At 60.3% G+C, this 17,142-nt stretch carries 16 protein-coding genes; 6 read left to right on the forward strand and 10 right to left on the reverse strand.

The features are described from left to right. Positions 1 to 71: 71 nt before the first annotated feature. Genes mglB through G5315_RS11955 form a run of 4 tightly spaced genes read left to right on the forward strand, consistent with a single transcriptional unit; the run spans position 72 to position 5,444 of the window. Positions 72 to 1,058 carry a galactose/glucose ABC transporter substrate-binding protein MglB gene (mglB, locus tag G5315_RS11940; RefSeq protein ID WP_005340747.1) on the forward strand — a complete coding sequence of 329 codons (987 nt, stop codon included), beginning with the start codon at positions 72 to 74 and terminating at the stop codon, positions 1,056 to 1,058. 53 nt (positions 1,059 to 1,111) lie between these two features. Beyond that, positions 1,112 to 2,632 (forward strand): galactose/methyl galactoside ABC transporter ATP-binding protein MglA, encoded by a 1,521-nt coding sequence (mglA, locus tag G5315_RS11945; protein ID WP_421333101.1) that lies wholly within the window; start codon positions 1,112 to 1,114, stop codon positions 2,630 to 2,632. Between the two features lie 16 nt (positions 2,633 to 2,648). Then, positions 2,649 to 3,659, forward strand: coding sequence for a galactose/methyl galactoside ABC transporter permease MglC (mglC, locus tag G5315_RS11950; RefSeq protein WP_005342585.1), 1,011 nt, complete (start codon positions 2,649 to 2,651; stop codon positions 3,657 to 3,659). Between the two features lie 51 nt (positions 3,660 to 3,710). Next, positions 3,711 to 5,444: a methyl-accepting chemotaxis protein gene (locus tag G5315_RS11955; RefSeq protein ID WP_421231152.1), complete on the forward strand. Its 1,734-nt coding sequence runs from the start codon at positions 3,711 to 3,713 to the stop codon at positions 5,442 to 5,444. Between the two features lie 67 nt (positions 5,445 to 5,511). Here the strand turns inward: G5315_RS11955 and trmA are convergent, their stop codons facing one another. Then, positions 5,512 to 6,645: a tRNA (uridine(54)-C5)-methyltransferase TrmA gene (trmA, locus tag G5315_RS11960; protein ID WP_421231151.1), complete on the reverse strand. Its 1,134-nt coding sequence runs from the start codon at positions 6,643 to 6,645 to the stop codon at positions 5,512 to 5,514. A 170-nt stretch (positions 6,646 to 6,815) separates the two neighbouring features. On the opposite strand from trmA, the gene G5315_RS11965 reads away from it, so the two are divergent. Together G5315_RS11965 and G5315_RS11970 are read left to right on the forward strand one after the other, a co-directional pair. Further along, a complete protein-coding gene (locus G5315_RS11965; RefSeq protein ID WP_421231150.1) occupies positions 6,816 to 7,958 on the forward strand; it encodes a DUF5610 domain-containing protein in 1,143 nt (380 codons plus the stop codon). A gap of 89 nt (positions 7,959 to 8,047) precedes the next feature. Then, the gene (locus tag G5315_RS11970; protein ID WP_058059398.1) at positions 8,048 to 8,581 is read left to right on the forward strand and encodes a cobalamin adenosyltransferase; all 534 of its coding nucleotides are present in this window, start codon (positions 8,048 to 8,050) and stop codon (positions 8,579 to 8,581) included. A 99-nt stretch (positions 8,582 to 8,680) separates the two neighbouring features. Here the strand turns inward: G5315_RS11970 and malZ are convergent, their stop codons facing one another. The 9 genes from malZ to G5315_RS12015 form a co-directional block, all read right to left on the reverse strand. Beyond that, a complete protein-coding gene (gene malZ, locus G5315_RS11975; protein WP_421231149.1) occupies positions 8,681 to 10,510 on the reverse strand; it encodes a maltodextrin glucosidase in 1,830 nt (609 codons plus the stop codon). Between the two features lie 5 nt (positions 10,511 to 10,515). Further along, positions 10,516 to 11,346 (reverse strand): HDOD domain-containing protein, encoded by an 831-nt coding sequence (locus G5315_RS11980; protein WP_005355498.1) that lies wholly within the window; start codon positions 11,344 to 11,346, stop codon positions 10,516 to 10,518. A gap of 88 nt (positions 11,347 to 11,434) precedes the next feature. Next, positions 11,435 to 11,851, reverse strand: a complete 417-nt coding sequence (locus G5315_RS11985) for an META domain-containing protein (protein WP_005340725.1) — start codon at positions 11,849 to 11,851, stop codon at positions 11,435 to 11,437. Positions 11,852 to 12,016: 165 nt separating this feature from the next. Beyond that, entirely contained in the window at positions 12,017 to 13,378 is a 1,362-nt protein-coding gene (gene yegD / locus G5315_RS11990) for a molecular chaperone (RefSeq protein ID WP_118854446.1), read from the reverse strand. 92 nt (positions 13,379 to 13,470) lie between these two features. Then, positions 13,471 to 14,460 (reverse strand): 2-hydroxyacid dehydrogenase, encoded by a 990-nt coding sequence (locus tag G5315_RS11995; RefSeq protein WP_421231148.1) that lies wholly within the window; start codon positions 14,458 to 14,460, stop codon positions 13,471 to 13,473. A 74-nt stretch (positions 14,461 to 14,534) separates the two neighbouring features. After that, on the reverse strand, positions 14,535 to 15,029 hold the full coding sequence (locus G5315_RS12000; RefSeq protein ID WP_005355485.1) for a CreA family protein: 495 nt from the start codon (positions 15,027 to 15,029) through the stop codon (positions 14,535 to 14,537). 26 nt (positions 15,030 to 15,055) lie between these two features. Then, the gene (locus tag G5315_RS12005; RefSeq protein ID WP_219296766.1) at positions 15,056 to 15,502 is read right to left on the reverse strand and encodes a DUF962 domain-containing protein; all 447 of its coding nucleotides are present in this window, start codon (positions 15,500 to 15,502) and stop codon (positions 15,056 to 15,058) included. Positions 15,503 to 15,564: 62 nt separating this feature from the next. After that, positions 15,565 to 16,422: a hypothetical protein gene (locus G5315_RS12010; protein ID WP_421231147.1), complete on the reverse strand. Its 858-nt coding sequence runs from the start codon at positions 16,420 to 16,422 to the stop codon at positions 15,565 to 15,567. A gap of 147 nt (positions 16,423 to 16,569) precedes the next feature. Then, complete coding sequence (locus G5315_RS12015) at positions 16,570 to 16,956, reverse strand: TraR/DksA family transcriptional regulator (protein ID WP_421231146.1); 387 nt, start codon at positions 16,954 to 16,956, stop codon at positions 16,570 to 16,572. Positions 16,957 to 17,142 lie beyond the last annotated feature (186 nt).

Below are 17,142 nucleotides of genomic sequence, written 5' to 3' on the forward strand. Positions count from 1 at the left end.
ATTACATTGATTGGCGCTTGCTCAATTGCTCGCCACCCTACAACACAGATAGACACATCGGAGCACACATAATGAAAAAACTGACCACAGTTGCCGCCCTGCTGATGGGCATGATGGCTGGAGCCAATGCCCAGGCTGACACCCGTATCGGGGTAACCGTCTACAAGTACGACGACAACTTCATGGCGGTCGTGCGCAAGGCCATCGAGAAGGAGGCGGCAGCCACTCCGGGGGTGGAACTGCTGATGAACGACTCCCAGAACGACCAGTCCAAGCAGAACGACCAGATCGACGTATTGCTGGCCAAAGGGGTGAAGGCGCTGGCCATCAACCTGGTTGACCCAGCTGCGGCACCGGTGGTGATTGAGAAAGCCCGTGGCGAAGATATCCCGGTGGTCTTCTACAACAAGGAGCCAAGCGCTACCGATCTGGCCAGCTACGACAAGGCCTACTACGTGGGCACCGACTCCAAGGAGTCAGGGATCATCCAGGGTCAGCTGATTGCCAAACACTGGAAAGCTCATCCGGAGTGGGATCTGAACAAGGATGGCGTGATCCAGTTCGTGTTGCTGAAAGGGGAGCCGGGCCACCCGGATGCCGAAGCGCGCACCTCCTACGTGGTCAAGACCCTGAACGATGGCGGCGTCAAGACTGAACAACTGCACATGGATACCGGTATGTGGGATACCGCCATGGCGAAAGACAAGATGGACGCCTGGATCTCCGGCCCCAACGCCAACAAGATCGAAGTGGTCATCGCCAACAACGACGGCATGGCAATGGGTGCAGTCGAGTCACTGAAAGCCCAGGGCAAGACTGCCATTCCGGTATTCGGCGTCGATGCGCTGCCGGAAGCGCTGGCCATGGTCAAGAGCGGTGCCATGGCGGGTACCGTGCTGAACGATGCGGCCAACCAGGCCAAAGCTACCTTCGAGCTGACCAAGAATCTGGCTGAAGGCAAACCGGCCGGTGAAGGCACCAAGTGGAATATCGTCGACAAGGTAGTACGTGTTGCCTACGTCGGTGTGGATAAAGACAACCTGTCCCAATTCGAGTAATTCCCTCCTTCAGGGCAAGGGAGATCCCCTTGCCCTTTTTTCAACCAGATGTGATGGCTGATATGACAACACAGCAACAATCAGAATGGCTGTTGGAGATGATTGACGTCAGTAAGAGCTTTCCCGGCGTCAAGGCACTCGATAATGTCAATTTACGGGTCCGTCCTCATTCTGTGCATGCGTTGATGGGCGAGAACGGAGCGGGAAAATCCACACTGCTCAAGTGCCTGTTCGGCATTTACGAGAAGGATCAGGGCAAGATCTTCTTCAAGGGCGAGGAGGTCAACTTCACCTCGTCCAAGGAGGCGCTGGAGAACGGTGTCTCCATGGTGCATCAGGAGCTCAACCTGGTGTTGCAGCGTACCGTGATGGACAACATGTGGCTCGGCCGCTACCCCACCAAGGGGTGGTTTATCGACCACGGCAAGATGTATGACGACACCAAGCGCATCTTTGATGAGCTGGATATCGACATCGATCCCAAGGTGAAGGTCGCGACCCTGTCGGTCTCCCAGATGCAGATGATCGAGATCGCCAAGGCGTTCTCCTACGATGCCAAGATCGTCATCATGGACGAACCCACCTCCTCCCTGACCGAGAAAGAGGTGAACCACCTCTTCAAGATCATCAACAAGTTGAAGGATAAGGGGTGCGGCATCGTCTACATCTCTCACAAGATGGAGGAGATCTTCCAGCTCTGTGACGAGATCACCATATTGCGGGATGGCCAGTGGGTGGCAACCCAGCCGCTCAAGGGCATGACCATGGATCAGATCATCGGCATGATGGTCGGCCGTGAACTGACCCAGCGTTTCCCGGAAAAGACCAACCAGCCGAAAGAGGTGATCCTCGAGATCGAACACCTGACGGCGAAGAACCAGCCCTCCATTCAGGATGTGACCTTCAACCTGCACAAGGGGGAGATCCTCGGCATCGCCGGACTGGTCGGGGCCAAGCGCACCGATATCGTCGAGACCCTGTTCGGTATTCGTGATCGCAGCCAGGGCAGCATCAAGCTGCACGGCAAAGAGGTAGCCAACCACAACGCCCACGAAGCGATCCGCAACGGCTTTGCGCTGGTGACGGAAGAGCGCCGCTCCACCGGCATCTACTCGCGGCTTGATATCGCCTTCAACTCCCTGATCGCCAACATGGACAGCTACAAGGGCTCCATGGGGCTGCTCAGCGACAACAAGATGAAGAGCGATACCCAGTGGGTGATCGACTCCATGCGGGTCAAGACGCCGACCCAGCAGACCCAGATCGGTTCCCTCTCCGGGGGTAACCAGCAGAAGGTGATCATCGGCCGCTGGCTGCTGACCCAGCCGGAGATCCTGATGCTCGACGAGCCCACTCGCGGCATCGACGTCGGGGCCAAGTTCGAGATCTACCAGCTCATCCTGGAGCTGGCGAAGAAGGACAAGGGGATCATCATCATCTCGTCAGAGATGCCGGAATTGCTGGGGATCACCGACCGCATCATGGTGATGAGCAATGGCCGGGTCGCCGGGATCGTCAATACCAAAGAAACTGACCAGAGCGAGATACTGCGCCTGGCATCTCTGTACCTCTAGAGACAGGAAGACATTTATGGAGTCGGCTAAAAATTTCAATCTGATGCAGGCGCTCAAGGAAAACGCCATCTATCTGGTGCTGCTGGTGCTGCTCATGGTCATCGTGATCCAGGAGCCCTCCTTCCTGAGCCTCACCAACTTCAGCAACATCCTGACCCAGTCCTCGGTGCGGGTCATCATAGCGCTGGGGGTGGCGGGCATCATTATCACTCAGGGGACGGATCTCTCGGCCGGTCGTCAGGTCGGTCTGGCGGCACTCATCGCGGCAACCATGTTGCAGGCGTTGACCAACGTCAACAAGGTGTTCCCGACGCTGGGGGAGGTGCCCATTCCTGCGGTGATCCTGCTGGTGTGTGTGGTGGGGGCGCTGATTGGTCTGGTCAACGGTCTGATCGTGGCCTACCTGAACGTCACCCCGTTCATTACCACCCTGGGCACCATGATCATCGTCTACGGTATCAACTCCCTCTACTTTGACTCGGTTGGGGCATCACCGGTGGCCGGGTTTGATCCCCGCTTCTCCAGCTTCGCCCAGGGCTTTATCCGGATAGGAGGATTCAAGCTCTCCTATCTCACCTTCTATGCAGCCATCGCCAGCGTCTTTGTCTGGGTGCTGTGGAACAAGACCCGCTTTGGCAAAAACATCTTCGCCATCGGCGGCAACCCCGAGGCTGCCAAGGTCTCCGGCGTCAACGTGGCGGTCAATCTGGTGATGATCTATGCGCTGGCGGGGGTCTTCTACGCCTTCGGCGGCATGCTGGAAGCGGGCCGTATCGGTAGCGCCACCAACAACCTCGGCTTCATGTACGAGCTCGATGCCATCGCTGCGTGCGTGGTGGGCGGGGTGTCGTTTGCCGGCGGGGTGGGAACGGTCGCGGGTGTGATCACCGGCGTACTTATCTTCACCCTGATCAACTATGGTTTGACCTATATCGGGGTCAGCCCTTACTGGCAGTTCATCATCAAGGGCGGCATCATCATTCTGGCGGTGGCATTGGACTCCATGAAGTACGCCAAGAAGAAATAACGATTGGCAGGGAGGGTTGGTGTTGCCAGCCCTCTCTTCTGGAGGGAACCCATGCCATTCAAGGTCAAGATTTACCTCTTGCTGCTACTGGCCATTCTGGTCACCATCGGCACCGCCGGGCTCAGCGTCAACCACTTCATCAGTGGCTACATTCGCACTCAGGCCACCCACAACATCAACGAACAGATCACCCTGGTCAAAGAGAAGCTGGCCAGCGACATCAATCAGAAGATCCTGTTGGCCGCCAACCTCAACTTCGGGGTGACCAACGTCAAGAAGACCCTGCAAGAGACCGGTTTTCACAACATCGTCAAGGTGATCGGCGACATGGCCTTCGACGTGAGCGGGGTCATCAACGACAGCGCCAAAGTCGATGCGCTGCGCAAGCTGATCCCCGCCGCCAACAACCAGATCACCGTCAGCCCGCTGCAACAAGTGGATGGCAAGCCGGTCATCACCATTCTGGTGCCGCGCGGTGCCGATTCCGCCTATCTCTACTACCTCGACATGAGCGAGTTCAAAAGCCTGCTGGAGAAGATGAGTGGCGATGGCCGCTACTTTTCGTTGGCCGACAGTCAGGGTAACAACCTCTATGACAGCAAGCCGCAAGGGGAGAGCGAGGCACGCCCCAACCAGCTGGATATTCGTGGCAGCAGCTGGACGCTGACCGGCTACATCGACCTCGATTACATCCGGGCCATGACCCGGGCCCTCAACGGCCAGATCATCATGGCGCTGTGCGGCGTGGCGATCGTGGTGATGGTGCTGGCAATGCTAGCGCTCAACGTGGCCTATCGCCCCATTCTCTCGTTGCGGGATCTGGTGCTGGAGCTCTCCCGTGGCAGTGGCGATCTCACCCGCCGGCTGGCGGTGACCAGCAAGGATGACCTTGGCCAGATCTCGGCCGGTATCAACCGCTTTATCGAGCGGTTGCAGGAGATGATGGGGGAGGTGCGGCAGGCGAGCGGCCAGCTCAACAGCGGTATCGAGGGGCTGGCCAGCCAGACCGGCGCCGCCCAGTCTCTGCTGGCGGACCATGTACGCGAGACCGAGCAGGTGGTGACCGCCATCAACGAGATGAGCCGCACCGCAGTCTCCGTCTCCGAGAGTGCAGCCAGCACCGCCCGGCTCACCGGCCAGAGCCAGCAGCTGGCGAGCCAGTCCCGTCAGGTGGTGGATCAGGCGATGGCCAGCGTGATGGCGCTGGTGGACGAAGTGGAAGCCACTGCTCGCTCCATTGAAGCTATGCAACAGGATGTGCAGCAGATTGGCTCTGTGCTGGGGGTGATCGGCAGCATTGCCGAACAGACCAACCTGCTGGCCCTCAACGCCGCCATCGAGGCGGCCCGCGCTGGTGAACAGGGGCGTGGCTTTGCGGTGGTGGCAGACGAGGTGCGTTCCCTCGCGGCCCGCACCCAGCAGAGCACAGCCGAGATCCAGACCATGCTGGCCAGTCTGCAGCGAGGCACCCGCACTGTGGTGGATGCCATGGGCAATACCAAGCAGAGCTGTCAGGGCGCTGCCGAGAACACCACCAGGGTCAACGAGTCGCTGGATCTGATGGCAGGGGAAGTGGTGGAGATCAACGATCTCATCAGCCATATCGCTACGGCGGCGGAGCAGCAGAGCGCGGTGGCCGAAGAGATCAACCGCAACATGAGCGCCATCGCTGAAGTGATCCGCCAGCTGACCCACAATGGCGAAGCGACGGTCGCCAGCTCTGCGGCGATGCAGCAGACCTACGACCGGCTGCGGGAGATCGTGGGCCACTTCCGGTTGGAGTGAGGCCGGTGTTCAGTCAATAACAAAACAGGGCCATCCGGCCCTGTTGTTGTTTTCCTGTCTGCCTGAATCAACCGGCCTTGCGGCGCAGATAGACCCCGGCTTCCATATGATGGGTCCAGGGGAACTGGTCGAACAGGGCGAAACGGGCGATTTCGTGGGTTTCGCCCAGCACGGCCATGTTGGCCTGCAGTGTCTCGGGGTTGCAGGAGATGTAGAGGATGTTGTCGTACTCCTGCACCAGCTTGACGGTGGCATCGTCGAGACCGGCGCGGGGCGGGTCGACGAAGATGGTGTTGCACTGGTAGCTCTTGAGATCGATCCCCTTGAGGCGGTTGAACTCCCGTTCACCACGCATCGCCATGGTGAACTCCTCGGCCGACATACGCAGGATGATCAGGTTGTCGACGCCGTTGGCGGCGATGTTGAACTGGGCGGAGTCGACGCTCGGCTTGGCGATTTCGGTGGCCAGCACCTTGCGGAAGTTCTGCGCCAGCGCGATGGAGAAGTTGCCATTGCCGCAATAGAGCTCCAGCAGGTCCCCTTCGCTCTCTTTGGTCACATCCAGCGCCCAGGCCAGCATCTGCTCGTTGATGGCGGCGTTGGGCTGGGTGAAGCTGTTCTCCACCTGTTTGTAGGTGAGCTGGCGACCCGCCACGTTGAGCTGTTCGATGACGAAGTCATCCCCCAGACAGATCTTCTGCTTGTGGGCGCGGCCAATCAGCTGCAGCTCGAACCCTTTGGCGCGCAGGTCGGCCTGCAGCGCTTCGGCGGCTTGTTGCCATTCGGCCTCCAGCTTGCGGTGATAGAGCAGGCTGACAATGATCTGGCCGGACTGGGTGGAGAGGTAGTCGATCTGGAACAGCTTGCGGCGCAGCACCGGGTGTGGGCGCAGCCCCTCCAGCAGCAGCGGCATCAACTGGTTGATGAGGCGGCTGGCGGTAGGGAAGTGGTCTATCTTGATGATCTCTTTGGTCGCCGGGGCATACATGCAGTGGAAGAGGTCATCCCCTTCGTGCCAGATGCGAAATTCGGCGCGCATCCGGTAGTACTCCGCCGGTGAGCTGTGCACTTCCAGCGCCGGGAGGGTGAAGCCGGCAAACAGCTCGGTGAGGCGAGCGCGCTTTTCGTCGAGTTGGGCCTGATAGTCGGCCGCGGTTCTAGGCGCCGGAGCGTTCGCGGAAGGCTGTTGGGATTGGGTCATAAATACCTCACATGCACACCGGCCGGGCCGGGTCGAAATCGGGGGAAGGCAACAGGCCACCCAAAGGGGCCCGATTTTAAAAGCCAGCCGCAGATTGTCCAGCATTTTGTGGTCAAGAAGTGTTCAGTCAGGCCGATAGCTGATCTACAGGCATGGTGGGAGGACACATTATGCAGATCGAAGGCGTGGGCGCAGCCCAACCCAAGGGAGTGGGTGTTTCTCCCAAATCGCCCCAACAGGCGGAGCAGAAACAGGTCAAGAGCGAGGAGGCGGTCTCCTTGCACAAGCCGCCCAAGTGGGCGCAGGTGCTGATCCAGCAGGCATTGCAGTTCTCGCTGGAGATCAACGGCCAGGGCTATCAGGCGCCGAAGGTGAAAGAGCCCGAGGAGATCACCCCGGAGACCCTGTTCGACTTCCAGTCGGTGGCGGACAACGTGCTGCAGTTCGTGACCGGGCGACTCGGTGCCGCGCGGGCCGATGGCAAATCCGACGACGACCTGACCGGGATGATGGAGCAGGCCCGCAAGGGGATCGACAAGGGCTTTGACGAGGCGAAGAAGCAGCTCGGCAAGTGGGCGACTGACAACGAGGATATCAAAACTGGTATCGATCAGAGCTACAAGCTGATCCAGAAAGGGCTCGAGGAGTTCGAGAAGGAGTTCTTCGGCAAGGTTTCCCCGACCGACATGGGGCAGGCCGAGATGGCCAGTCGCCAGCAGGGTTATCTGGAGATCCAGACCAAGGATGGTGACAAGGTGGTGCTGCGCTTCAACGATAGCTGGCAGACCAAGTCCCAGAGCAGCGAGAGCGGCAGCCAGTTCAGCCTCAAGTCGAGCCAGAGCTTCAGCTTCTCGCTGGAGGGAGATCTCAGCAGCGACGAGATGGAGTCCATCGGCAAGCTGGTCAAGGGGATCGACGAGCTGGCGGGGAGCTTCTTCTCCGGCAACTTCGAGGATCTGCTGGACAAGGCGGGCGAGCTGAAACTGGATGACAGCCAGCTGGCCTCCTACTCCCTCAAGCTCAAGCAGAGCGTCAAGCTGAGCCAGACCTATCAGGGGGCCAGCTCCCTGCAGGATCTGATCAAGCCGTTTGCCGACTACCTGCCGAAGCTGGATCAGGTGCAGAAACAGGCAGATACCCTGCTGCCACCATCCCAGCAACAGGCGCTGACCCCGGCCGTGTTGGCGGCGAGAGGGGAAGGGGAACCTGCACAGATCGATCGCTTCACCAGCTTCAACCAGCGGATGCTGGAGGCGCTGCGGATGATCAACCAGTTCCAGCCCTCCACCGAGCCCGCCAGTAAGAACGTCTGAGCCACAGCGCGTTACGCAAGTAATGAGCTGCCGTTTGCCAGCCCTTCCCGGGGCTGGCACACTGGCCTTTTCTCCAATCCGGTTGCCCCATGAACCCCAAGAAGCCAAGAGACAAGCGCGAGCTCTGCTACCCCTTTATCTTCGAAACCTCGTTCAAATGTGATTTTGAAATCGCCACGGACGAGCTCTGCTGTCAGGTCGGGGCCGTGCTGTCACACCTTGCGCCGGATGCGGATACCGAGCCCATGCTGGCGGATCTCGCGGCGTTGCAGCGACTTATCTACAACCTAAACGGCTCGGTACGCGGCAAACTGGGGATCTTCGATGCAGATCTTGAGTGGCTCAAGGCCCGTTACGACCACTACAACGAGGCGAGTCGCGGCAGCGTCACCGGTTTTGTGCTGCCACAGGGGCCGCAGCCCATTCCAACCCTCCATCTGTGCCGCTGCGGCAGCAAGAAGGTGGTGCGGCTGCTGGTCAGGCTGGAAGAGAGCGAGGTGGCCTTCGATCCCATTCTCTATCGCTTCGCCAACCTGCTGGCCAACTTCTTCTTCGTGCTCACCGTCTACCTCAAGCAGCGCTGGCAGGTGCCGGAAGTGCCCTACGTCAGCATCAACTACTGATGGCGGCTGGTTAGGGGCCAGACGTCATGGTGGATTGAATGGAATAAAAAACCGGAGCCTTGGGCTCCGGTTTTGCTTTTCAGCGCGTAAGTTGCCCGCTCAGCTGGAGATCAGCACCCGGGCCGAGTTGGCGGGGATGGTGAGCTGCACCTCGCCCTGCACCACTTCAAACTTCTCACCGTTGAAGGCGTCGGTGAAGCGGCTGGCAGGGCTGGCGGTCTGCCACAGGGGCAGGCTGATGGTGCGCGGCTCGCTCGGGTGGCGGTTGCAGGCTACTACCACTTGATCGCTTTGCAGGGTACGGGCGAACACATAGCTGTGGGGCCCGGCGTAGAGGGTCTGGATATCGCCACGGCGCAGGGAGGGGCGCTGGCGGCGGATCTGGATCAGCCGGCGATAGTGGTCGTGCAGCACGTGATCCCAGTCTGTGGTATTCCACGGGAAGCAGCGGCGACAGTCCGGGTCGTTGCCGCCAGAGAGCCCCACTTCATCGCCGTAGTAGATGGAGGGCACACCGATATAGGTGAGCAGCAGGGTGGCGGCCAGCTGCATCCGCTGCTTGTCCTCACCCAGCAGGTGGAGGAAGCGGGCGGTATCGTGGCTGTCCAGCAGGTTGAACTGGGCCAGCTGGTTCTTGAACGGAATGTGGGCCCGCGCCAGTTTGAGCCAGCGATCCAGCTCTTCGGCGCTGATCTTGATGGGGTGGTAGGCGATATCCTGCCCCGCCAGGAAGGCGCGGATCGGGTGGGCGAAGCCATAGTAGTTCATGGCACCATCCTCCTGATCCCCTTGCAGCCACTGGCTCGCCTCGAAGAAGTGCTCACCCAGCACATAGGCGTCCGGGTTCTCCTGCTTCACCGCCCCGCGAATGGCGCGCACATGGCTGCGGTTGCCCTCGGCGGTGCCGCGCTCGCCCAGCATGTGGATGACGTCAAAGCGCCAGCCATCGATCTGGTAGGGGGCGCGCATCCAGTAACGGAGGATGGCGTCGTCAGCCCGATAGACGGCGTCCTGAACCTTCTCGCAGGAGAAGTCGAGCTTGGGCAGGCTGCGAATGCCCTTCCAGCTGACGTAATCCCCTTCTTTATCAAAGGTGTAGAAGCTGCGCCACGGGGAGTCCGGGTTGCTCTGGGCTCCCAGTGGCGGGCAGAACCAGGGGTGCTCGGTAGAGGTGTGGTTGACCACCGCATCGAGGATGATCTTCATGCCGCGCTGGTGCAGGTTGCGGGTCAGCTCGGCGAACTGCTCGTTGCTGCCGAGGTGGGCATCCACCTTGAAGTAGTCCTGGGTGTCGTACTTGTGGTTGCTCGGTGAATCGAAGATGGGGTTGAGGTAGAGCGCCGTCACCCCGAGAGATTGCAGATAGTGCAGCTTGGCATCGATGCCCGCCAGATCGCCGCCGTAAAATTCGCAGGCGCCGTGGCCCTCTTCATGACGACTGACCGGCTCACCCCACGCTTTGCTGATCACCGCCTTGCCACGGTACTCGTACTCGTGATGCTTGACGCTCAGCGACGGATCGCCGTTGCAGAAGCGGTCGGGGAAGATCTGATAGAACACCTGATCCTGCACCCAGGCCGGTGGCTGGTGCAGGCTGTTGAAGCGAAAATGTTGCTCCCGTGGCGGCATGGACGCGCTGACGCCCGCCCCGTGCAGCCACCACTGCTCCTCGTCGGTGAGGCACTTGAAGCTGTAGAGGTGGATATCTTGTCCTTTGATGAGCGGCAGGGTCGCCTGCCATACCTGCAGCCGATCGCGGGTGGAGACTGCCGTCATCGGGATCAGGTACTCCTCGTTATCCGGCTCGTGGCGCAGCCATACCTCGCGGATCGGCGCATCCAGCTCGCTAAAAAGGGTCAATTGCAGTGCGTCGGCGCTCTCTTTGAACCAGGGCGCCACCTGGGGATGAAACAGAAACGGATGGGTCATGATGCTTATTGAGTCAGAAGATCGGCGAGGGCATTACCCTGTTCATGCAATGTTTCGAGCTGGCCTGCCAGCGACTTGGGATCCAGTCCCAACTGGTCGGCGAGCGGTTTAGGGAAGCGGGCGATGATGGCCTGGGCAGGCACGCCCGCGTTCCAGGCGAAGGAGATAAACACGGCGAGGCGGATCAGCACCGCCTCCTTGCTGACTGGATCGTGGGAGAGCGGGTCAAGCTGCTGGGAGATGGCATCGACGAAGGCCTCGGAGAGGTTCCAGCGCCGCGCCAGCTCGGCACCAAGCTGGGCATAGTCGTAGCCCAGCATCTCCCGCTGGGCCTCGACCCGGCTGCTGCCGTTCTGGATCGCCATGTTGATGAGCTCGGCCTCTTCCGGCAAGGTGCTCTGGATAAGCAGTTCGCCGATGTTGTGGATCAGAGCGCAGGTGAAGGCGGTCTCGGGATCCATCACCTTGGCCTCCTGGGCCAGGGTCTTGGCTATGGTGGCGACCTGGAAGGTCTCGGTCCAGAACTTGTTCTTGTCGAAGCTGGGCGGGGCCTTGAAGGTGCCGATGATGCCGGAGGCGACCACCACGGAGCGCAGCCGGTTGAAGCCGAGCCGGATCACCGCCTGTTCAATAGAAGTCACTTCGTTGCCCCGGCGCAGGGCGGCCGAGTTGGCCATCCGCAGCACCTTGACGCTGATCACCTGATCCATGGCGATCTTGGCCGCAATCTCGTCGATGCGGGCATTCTCGTCGTTGAAGCTCTGCATCAACTCGTGCAGCAGCTTGGGAATAGTGGGGAGTTGTTTGATCTTGTCAAACAGGCGATCCATCGACATGGCTGAGGCAGCCTCCGTTGCGAACTCTGCCTCATATTGTGCCACAGCCGGACAACATGTTCCTGTTTGTGATGCGGCTTTGTGAGCGCTAGAACACCCAGTCGCGCAAGGTGTATTCCAAACGGTGCTGTTTGCCCTGCAGGATCAGGTTCTGACTGGTGCCGCTCAAGGTCGCCCCCTCGGTAAGGGTGGTCAGCACGGCCTGTTCGATGGTGTCGAGCGGTGGCATGCAGGCCATTTCGGTGCTGCCCAGACTGGTGACCCACAGTTTGTCATCTTCCAGATGGCCCTGACCGAAGTAGCGGTTGCAACCGGCGATGCCGTTGACGGTGAAGTGCTCGCCGATCTCGAAATCGGGGGGATTGTCGCGGGGGGCCTTGATCGGTTCGCCATCCAGTTTGCTCAGTACCCAGTGGTGGTGTTGCAGATCTTGCTGAACAAAGGCGGTCGAGCTGCAGCCAGCGAGCAGTAACAGGGGGATCAGCAAAAAGGGCAATCTGGGCATGAGGGGGCTCCGGTTGGGGGAGCGTCAAGAATACCCTTTTTGGGCAGTCGGGAGCAGGGCGGGAGAGGGGACGACCGACCGCTTCTGTCGCCCCTTGTCCCGCACGACTGTCGCTTAATGGCAACACACGGGTGATGTTGCCATCGATTTACGCTATCTCAGGGCTCAGTTGGCGAACAGCCGCTCGGCATAACGGGCGAGACCGGCGGCCACCGAGCCGAAGTCATCGCCACCCTCAAGCGGGATGGACGGGAGCTTCTGGCGGATAAAGCTGGCGATCAGCGGCGAGCGGGCGCTACCACCGGTGACGAAGATGCGATCCGGCTGCACACCGGCGGCGGCAATCGCTTCGTCCATCAGCTCGCCAATTTTCTCCAGCAGCAGGGTCGATGCGTTAGCCAGCTGTTCGCGGGTCAGTTCGGCTTCCAGCCCTTTTTCCAGCTCGGCCAGCGACTGGCGATTGAGCTCCTGCTCCGAGAGGGCGATCTTGCCCTGCTCGGCACGCCACACCAGCTGGTGGCTCAGCTTGTGGGCCCGCAGGCTGGCCAGACGCCCCAACTTGCTGCCGGGCTGGCTGTCGAGCTGCAGATCCTGCAGCTGGCGGGCGGTGTCGAGGCTGTAGAAGCGGCTCTGGGCGCTGACGTCGTTGATGGCGGCCGCATCCCAGAACAGCGGGTGGGGCAGCGGCTTGCCGGTCTTGAGGGTCTCGTGCATGCCGAGCAGCGGCATCATCCCCTCCACCGTCAGGCGGATATCGAAGTCGTTGCCGCCGATCCGCTGGCCGCTGTGGCCGAGCAGATCGCCGCTGCGATCCAGCTGATCTCGGTAGCTCGGGCCCATCCGCAGCATGGAGCAGTCGGTGGTACCGCCGCCGATATCCACTACCAGCACCACGGCGTCTTCGGTGAGGCGCGCCTCGAATTCAAACCCGGCGGCCACCGGTTCATAGAGGAACTCCACCTGCTCGAAACCGGCCAGACGGGCTGCCTCGGTCAGGATGGCGATAGCTTGCTGGTTGCTCTCTTCCCCCGCCAGACCCTGGAAGTTGACCGGACGGCCGATCACCGCCTGGCGGATCGGGGCGCCGAGCTGCTGCTCCGCCTGCTGGCGGACATGGAGCATCATGGCGCAGACGATGTCTTCAAACAGGGCGATCTGGGGAGCCTTGAGGCCATAAGCCCCGAGGAAGGATTTCGGTGACTTGATGTAGTAGCCGTCGTCCGGCTCTTCCAGATAGCGCTCCAGTGCAGCGCCGCCAAAGCTCAGCTCGTCGATCAGTCCCTCTTCGCGCATCTGGCGGCGAACCATCTGGGCGCGGGTGACCACGGGGCCACGCAGCTTGAGGTATTCCGCCTGCTGGGCGGGGGCCAGCCCTTCAGCCAACAGACCGGCGATAGCATCCCGGTGGGGGGCATGCAGGGTGGAGGGGAGATAGCGGGATGCGCCAAGATTCAGCAGCCTGGGGCTACCTTGTTCCATCACGGCCACGGCACAGTTGGAGGTGCCGTAATCAAATCCGATAAACATGGGCGCCAGACTCCTGAATAAAAAAGGGGGGCTAGCCTACCCGAAGGCGCCGGGTCTCACAACCCGGCGCGTGACGAAGAGAGGGCGAGCCCTTATTCCACTTCGTTGTCGCAGCGGCCCTGGATCTCGATGGCGCGGATATTGCCGAGGGTGGTATCGGCGATGGCGTGCAGCGCCTCGCGGGTCAGGAACGCCTGATGGCCGGTGAACAGCACGTTGTGGCAGGCAGACAGGCGGCGGAACACGTCATCGGTGATCACCTCGTTGGACTTGTCGGAGAAGAAGAGATCCTCTTCCTCCTCGTAGACGTCCAGCCCCAGTGCGCCGATACGGGAGGTCTTGAGCGCCTCGATGGCGGCGTTGGAGTCGAGCAGACCGCCACGGCTGGTGTTGATGATCATCACCCCGTCCTTCATCTTGGCGAACGCCTCCTTGTTCAACAGGTGGTAGTTCTCTTTGAACAGCGGGCAGTGCAGGCTGATGATGTCGGATTGGCGGAACAGGGTATCGAGATCCACGTACTCGGCACCCAGCTCGATGGCTGCCGGATTCTGGTAAGGATCGTTGACCAGCAGGCGAACCCCGAAGCCCTTGAGGATGCGCAGGGCGGCCAGACCGATCTTGCCGGTGCCGATGACGCCAACGGTCTTGCCATGCATGTTGAAGCCGACCAGCCCCTCCAGCGAGAAGTTGGCGTCGCGGGTGCGCTGATAGGCTTTGTGGATGCGGCGGTTGAGGCACATCATCATGCCGACCGCGTGTTCTGCGGTCGCCTCGGGGGAGTAGGCGGGCACCCGCACCACTTTCAGCCCCAGCTCTTTGGCCGCGGCCAGGTCCACGTTGTTGTAACCGGCGCAGCGCAGGGCGATCACCTGGGTGCCGTTGGCAGCCAGTTCGGTCAATACCTCGTGGTCGGCGTCGTCATTGACGAACAGACACACCACTGGGAAGCCGTGAGCCAGTCGGGCCGTTTTGGCCTCCAGCCGCACATCGAAAAACTCTAGGTCGAAGCCGTACTGGCTGTTGGCCTGGTTGAAATGCTCTTTGTCATAGCTCTTGGTACTGAATACGGCGACTTTCATGGTATGTGCTCCGCAGCGTGTGTGTCGTCAAATTACAACAAAATGGGTCAGCTATCACCGGACAAACCGGCTGGTTATTGTCCCCACGGCATGATGGGAACGGCGCTGACTGCACTTTTGTACGAACCATCCACCAGTTTGGTGCTGTAGGTCAGGTAAACCAGTGCATTGCGTTTCTTGTCGTAAAAACGCACCACTTTCTGCTCCTTGAACACCAGCGAAGTGCTGACATCGAACACCTCTTCCCCCGCTTTCAGCTTTTCGGGCAGGGTGATGGGGCCGATCTGGTGGCACGACAGGGAGGCGTGGGAGGGATCTTCCGCCAGTCCCAGCCCACCTTTGACGCCACCTGTCTTGGGGCGCGCCAGATAGCAGGCGACACCGTCGATGCGCGGGTCGTCGAATGCCTCCACCAGGATCTTGTGGTTGGGGCCAAACAGCTTGAAGGCTGTGCTCACTTCACCGACCGGGTCGGCCTTGTCGGCCAGCGCCGGGCCGGCAAACAGGGCCCCCAGCAGCAGGGGCAGGGCGCGGCGCAGGGCATTATGTCGCGTGTGGTTATGTGTCATGGTCTCTCCTGTTGGCCCGGCACTCCTCAATAGGGAATGCCCAGGCGACGATAGAGGCTGGCGAGCACCCAGGCGGGGCCTATCAGCAGAAATTGCAGGTCGGCGAGGAAGGAGGGGCGTTTGCCCTCGATCTTGTGGCCGACAAACTGGGCTATCCAGAGAATCACGAACGCCGCCACCGCGGGCCACAGCAGCGGCCCCTGCCATTGGTGGCAGATCCACAGTCCCAGTGCGGTTAGCCCGGCCATCCCCGCGAACAGCGAAAACGACAGCTGCAGATAGAACAGCAGCACCGGAATAGCCGCCACTGCCGCCCAGTTGAGGATCTCTGGCAAGGGCCCGTGTGGCAGACACCAGAGCAGCGCCAGCGAGCAGAAATAGATGCCCGGCACCGCCAGCTTATGGATGGCGACGTTGACCGGATGGCGATGGCTCTGGCCGTACTCCTCAAACCACTCCTGGATTCCCTTCATGGCACCTCCCTGGCGCACTGTGTTCTCGCAGCCTGACCTTCGTGGTCAGGCGTTCGTGATGCTTATCCTTGCGGTGGATACTCCCAATATTGGGCCGGAATGGATTTTAGCAACGGGGTCATATCCGGATTGGGCAGGGCGATGGTGACCCGCTGATCGAGGTTGGCGCTGGCGAGCGCTTCGCGGATCTTGGGGTTGTCATTGAAGAACTTCATGAAGCTGCCATCGGCATAGGCCCGCTCCAGCCCGGTCTGAATCGCCTTGGCCAGCTTGGGGTATTCGGGGCTGACGAAGAAGAATTGGGCGAAGGGGTAGCGGATCAGCAGATGCTGCTCGATGGCGAGGTTGGGATACTGCGCCACCAGCTCGCTGCGCTCGGCGAAGATCTCCACCAGGGCGCGCGGGAAGAAGTCGATCTTGTCGCCGTCGTTGATAAGGCGAAACAGGCTGCTGTATCGGCCGGAGAAGGTCGGGATGCCCGCATTTTCCAGAATTTTGTTATCGGCCCAACCGACCCCTTGTGCCGCCTTCAGCTGTTTGAGGCCGGCCAAGGTATTGATCTGGTTGAACTTCTCTTGGGCATCCGCGTGAATGAAGGACAGCCGCAATCCTTCCAGCCCGCGAAACAGCGGAATGGGGACGGCAATCAGGGAGGATTCGAGTGCGCTGGAGGTGCCCATCCAGAAGACGTTGATGGTCTTGCCCTTGCTCAGCTGCTGCTGGAGGGTGAACTGGTTGAGGTCGAGTTCGACAGGCTGGATGCGAAAGGGTTGCCCAGAGCGGGTCAGGGCCAGTTCCAGCAGCTTGTACTGGTACTCCTGGTCAAGATTGTTGACGGGACGGCTGGGGACCTTGACCGTCAGAACCTGTGCTTGTGCCAGCAGTGGCAGGCACAAACACAGCTTGATGAGCCATTTCACTCTCTGTTCTCCTGTAGATTCCGGAAGGTGTCCGGAGTCTAACAGAACTTGTCACCATCTTGCTGCGAGGCGTTGTGCAAGGTTTGAGCGCGGTGCCCTGCCTTGCTGGCGTCTGTTGCACCAGAATGGTGACGGTTCTTCGAAGAATCAGGCGACGCGACGGAACACGTGGGTATCGTTAAATTCCTTGGTGCTCTGGCATTCGACGCAGAAACGGGATTCCGGACGGGCATGCAGCCGCTTGAGGGAGATCTCGTCACCGCAAGATTCGCAGTAACCAAAATCCCCTTCGCTGATGCGCTTCAATGCGCCCCGCAGCTTGCGCAGGTGCAGCTTGTCGTGCTCGATGCGGTTCAGCTCCAGACGGCGGGCTTCCTCGATACTGGCACGGTCAATTTCATCGGCCATCTCGTTGGTGTCGGTGGCGATGGCCTGGCTGGCCTGGGAGTTCAGGCGCTCTTCGAGCTCGGCGATCTGCCGCTCGATCTGCCCCTTGTAAAAGGCCAGTTGGTCTTCAGTCATGAAATCACACATACGATTTACTACCAGTCAGTTTACTAACCCAATTATCCCTGTTTATGGGGGCTGTCTGCCTGCAGACCAAGCCCTTCTCGTCTGATTTGCACCGTTTTCATGCAAGAGAGTGCAAATCAGGGCGGGCCTTGTACCAAAAAAAAGCAGCCAAGCAAAGCAAATAGGACAGGGATTGTGCGCCTTTGC

Origin of the sequence: Aeromonas sp. 603607 (assembly GCF_049171595.1) — a bacterium.
GTDB lineage: Bacteria > Pseudomonadota > Gammaproteobacteria > Enterobacterales > Aeromonadaceae > Aeromonas > Aeromonas veronii.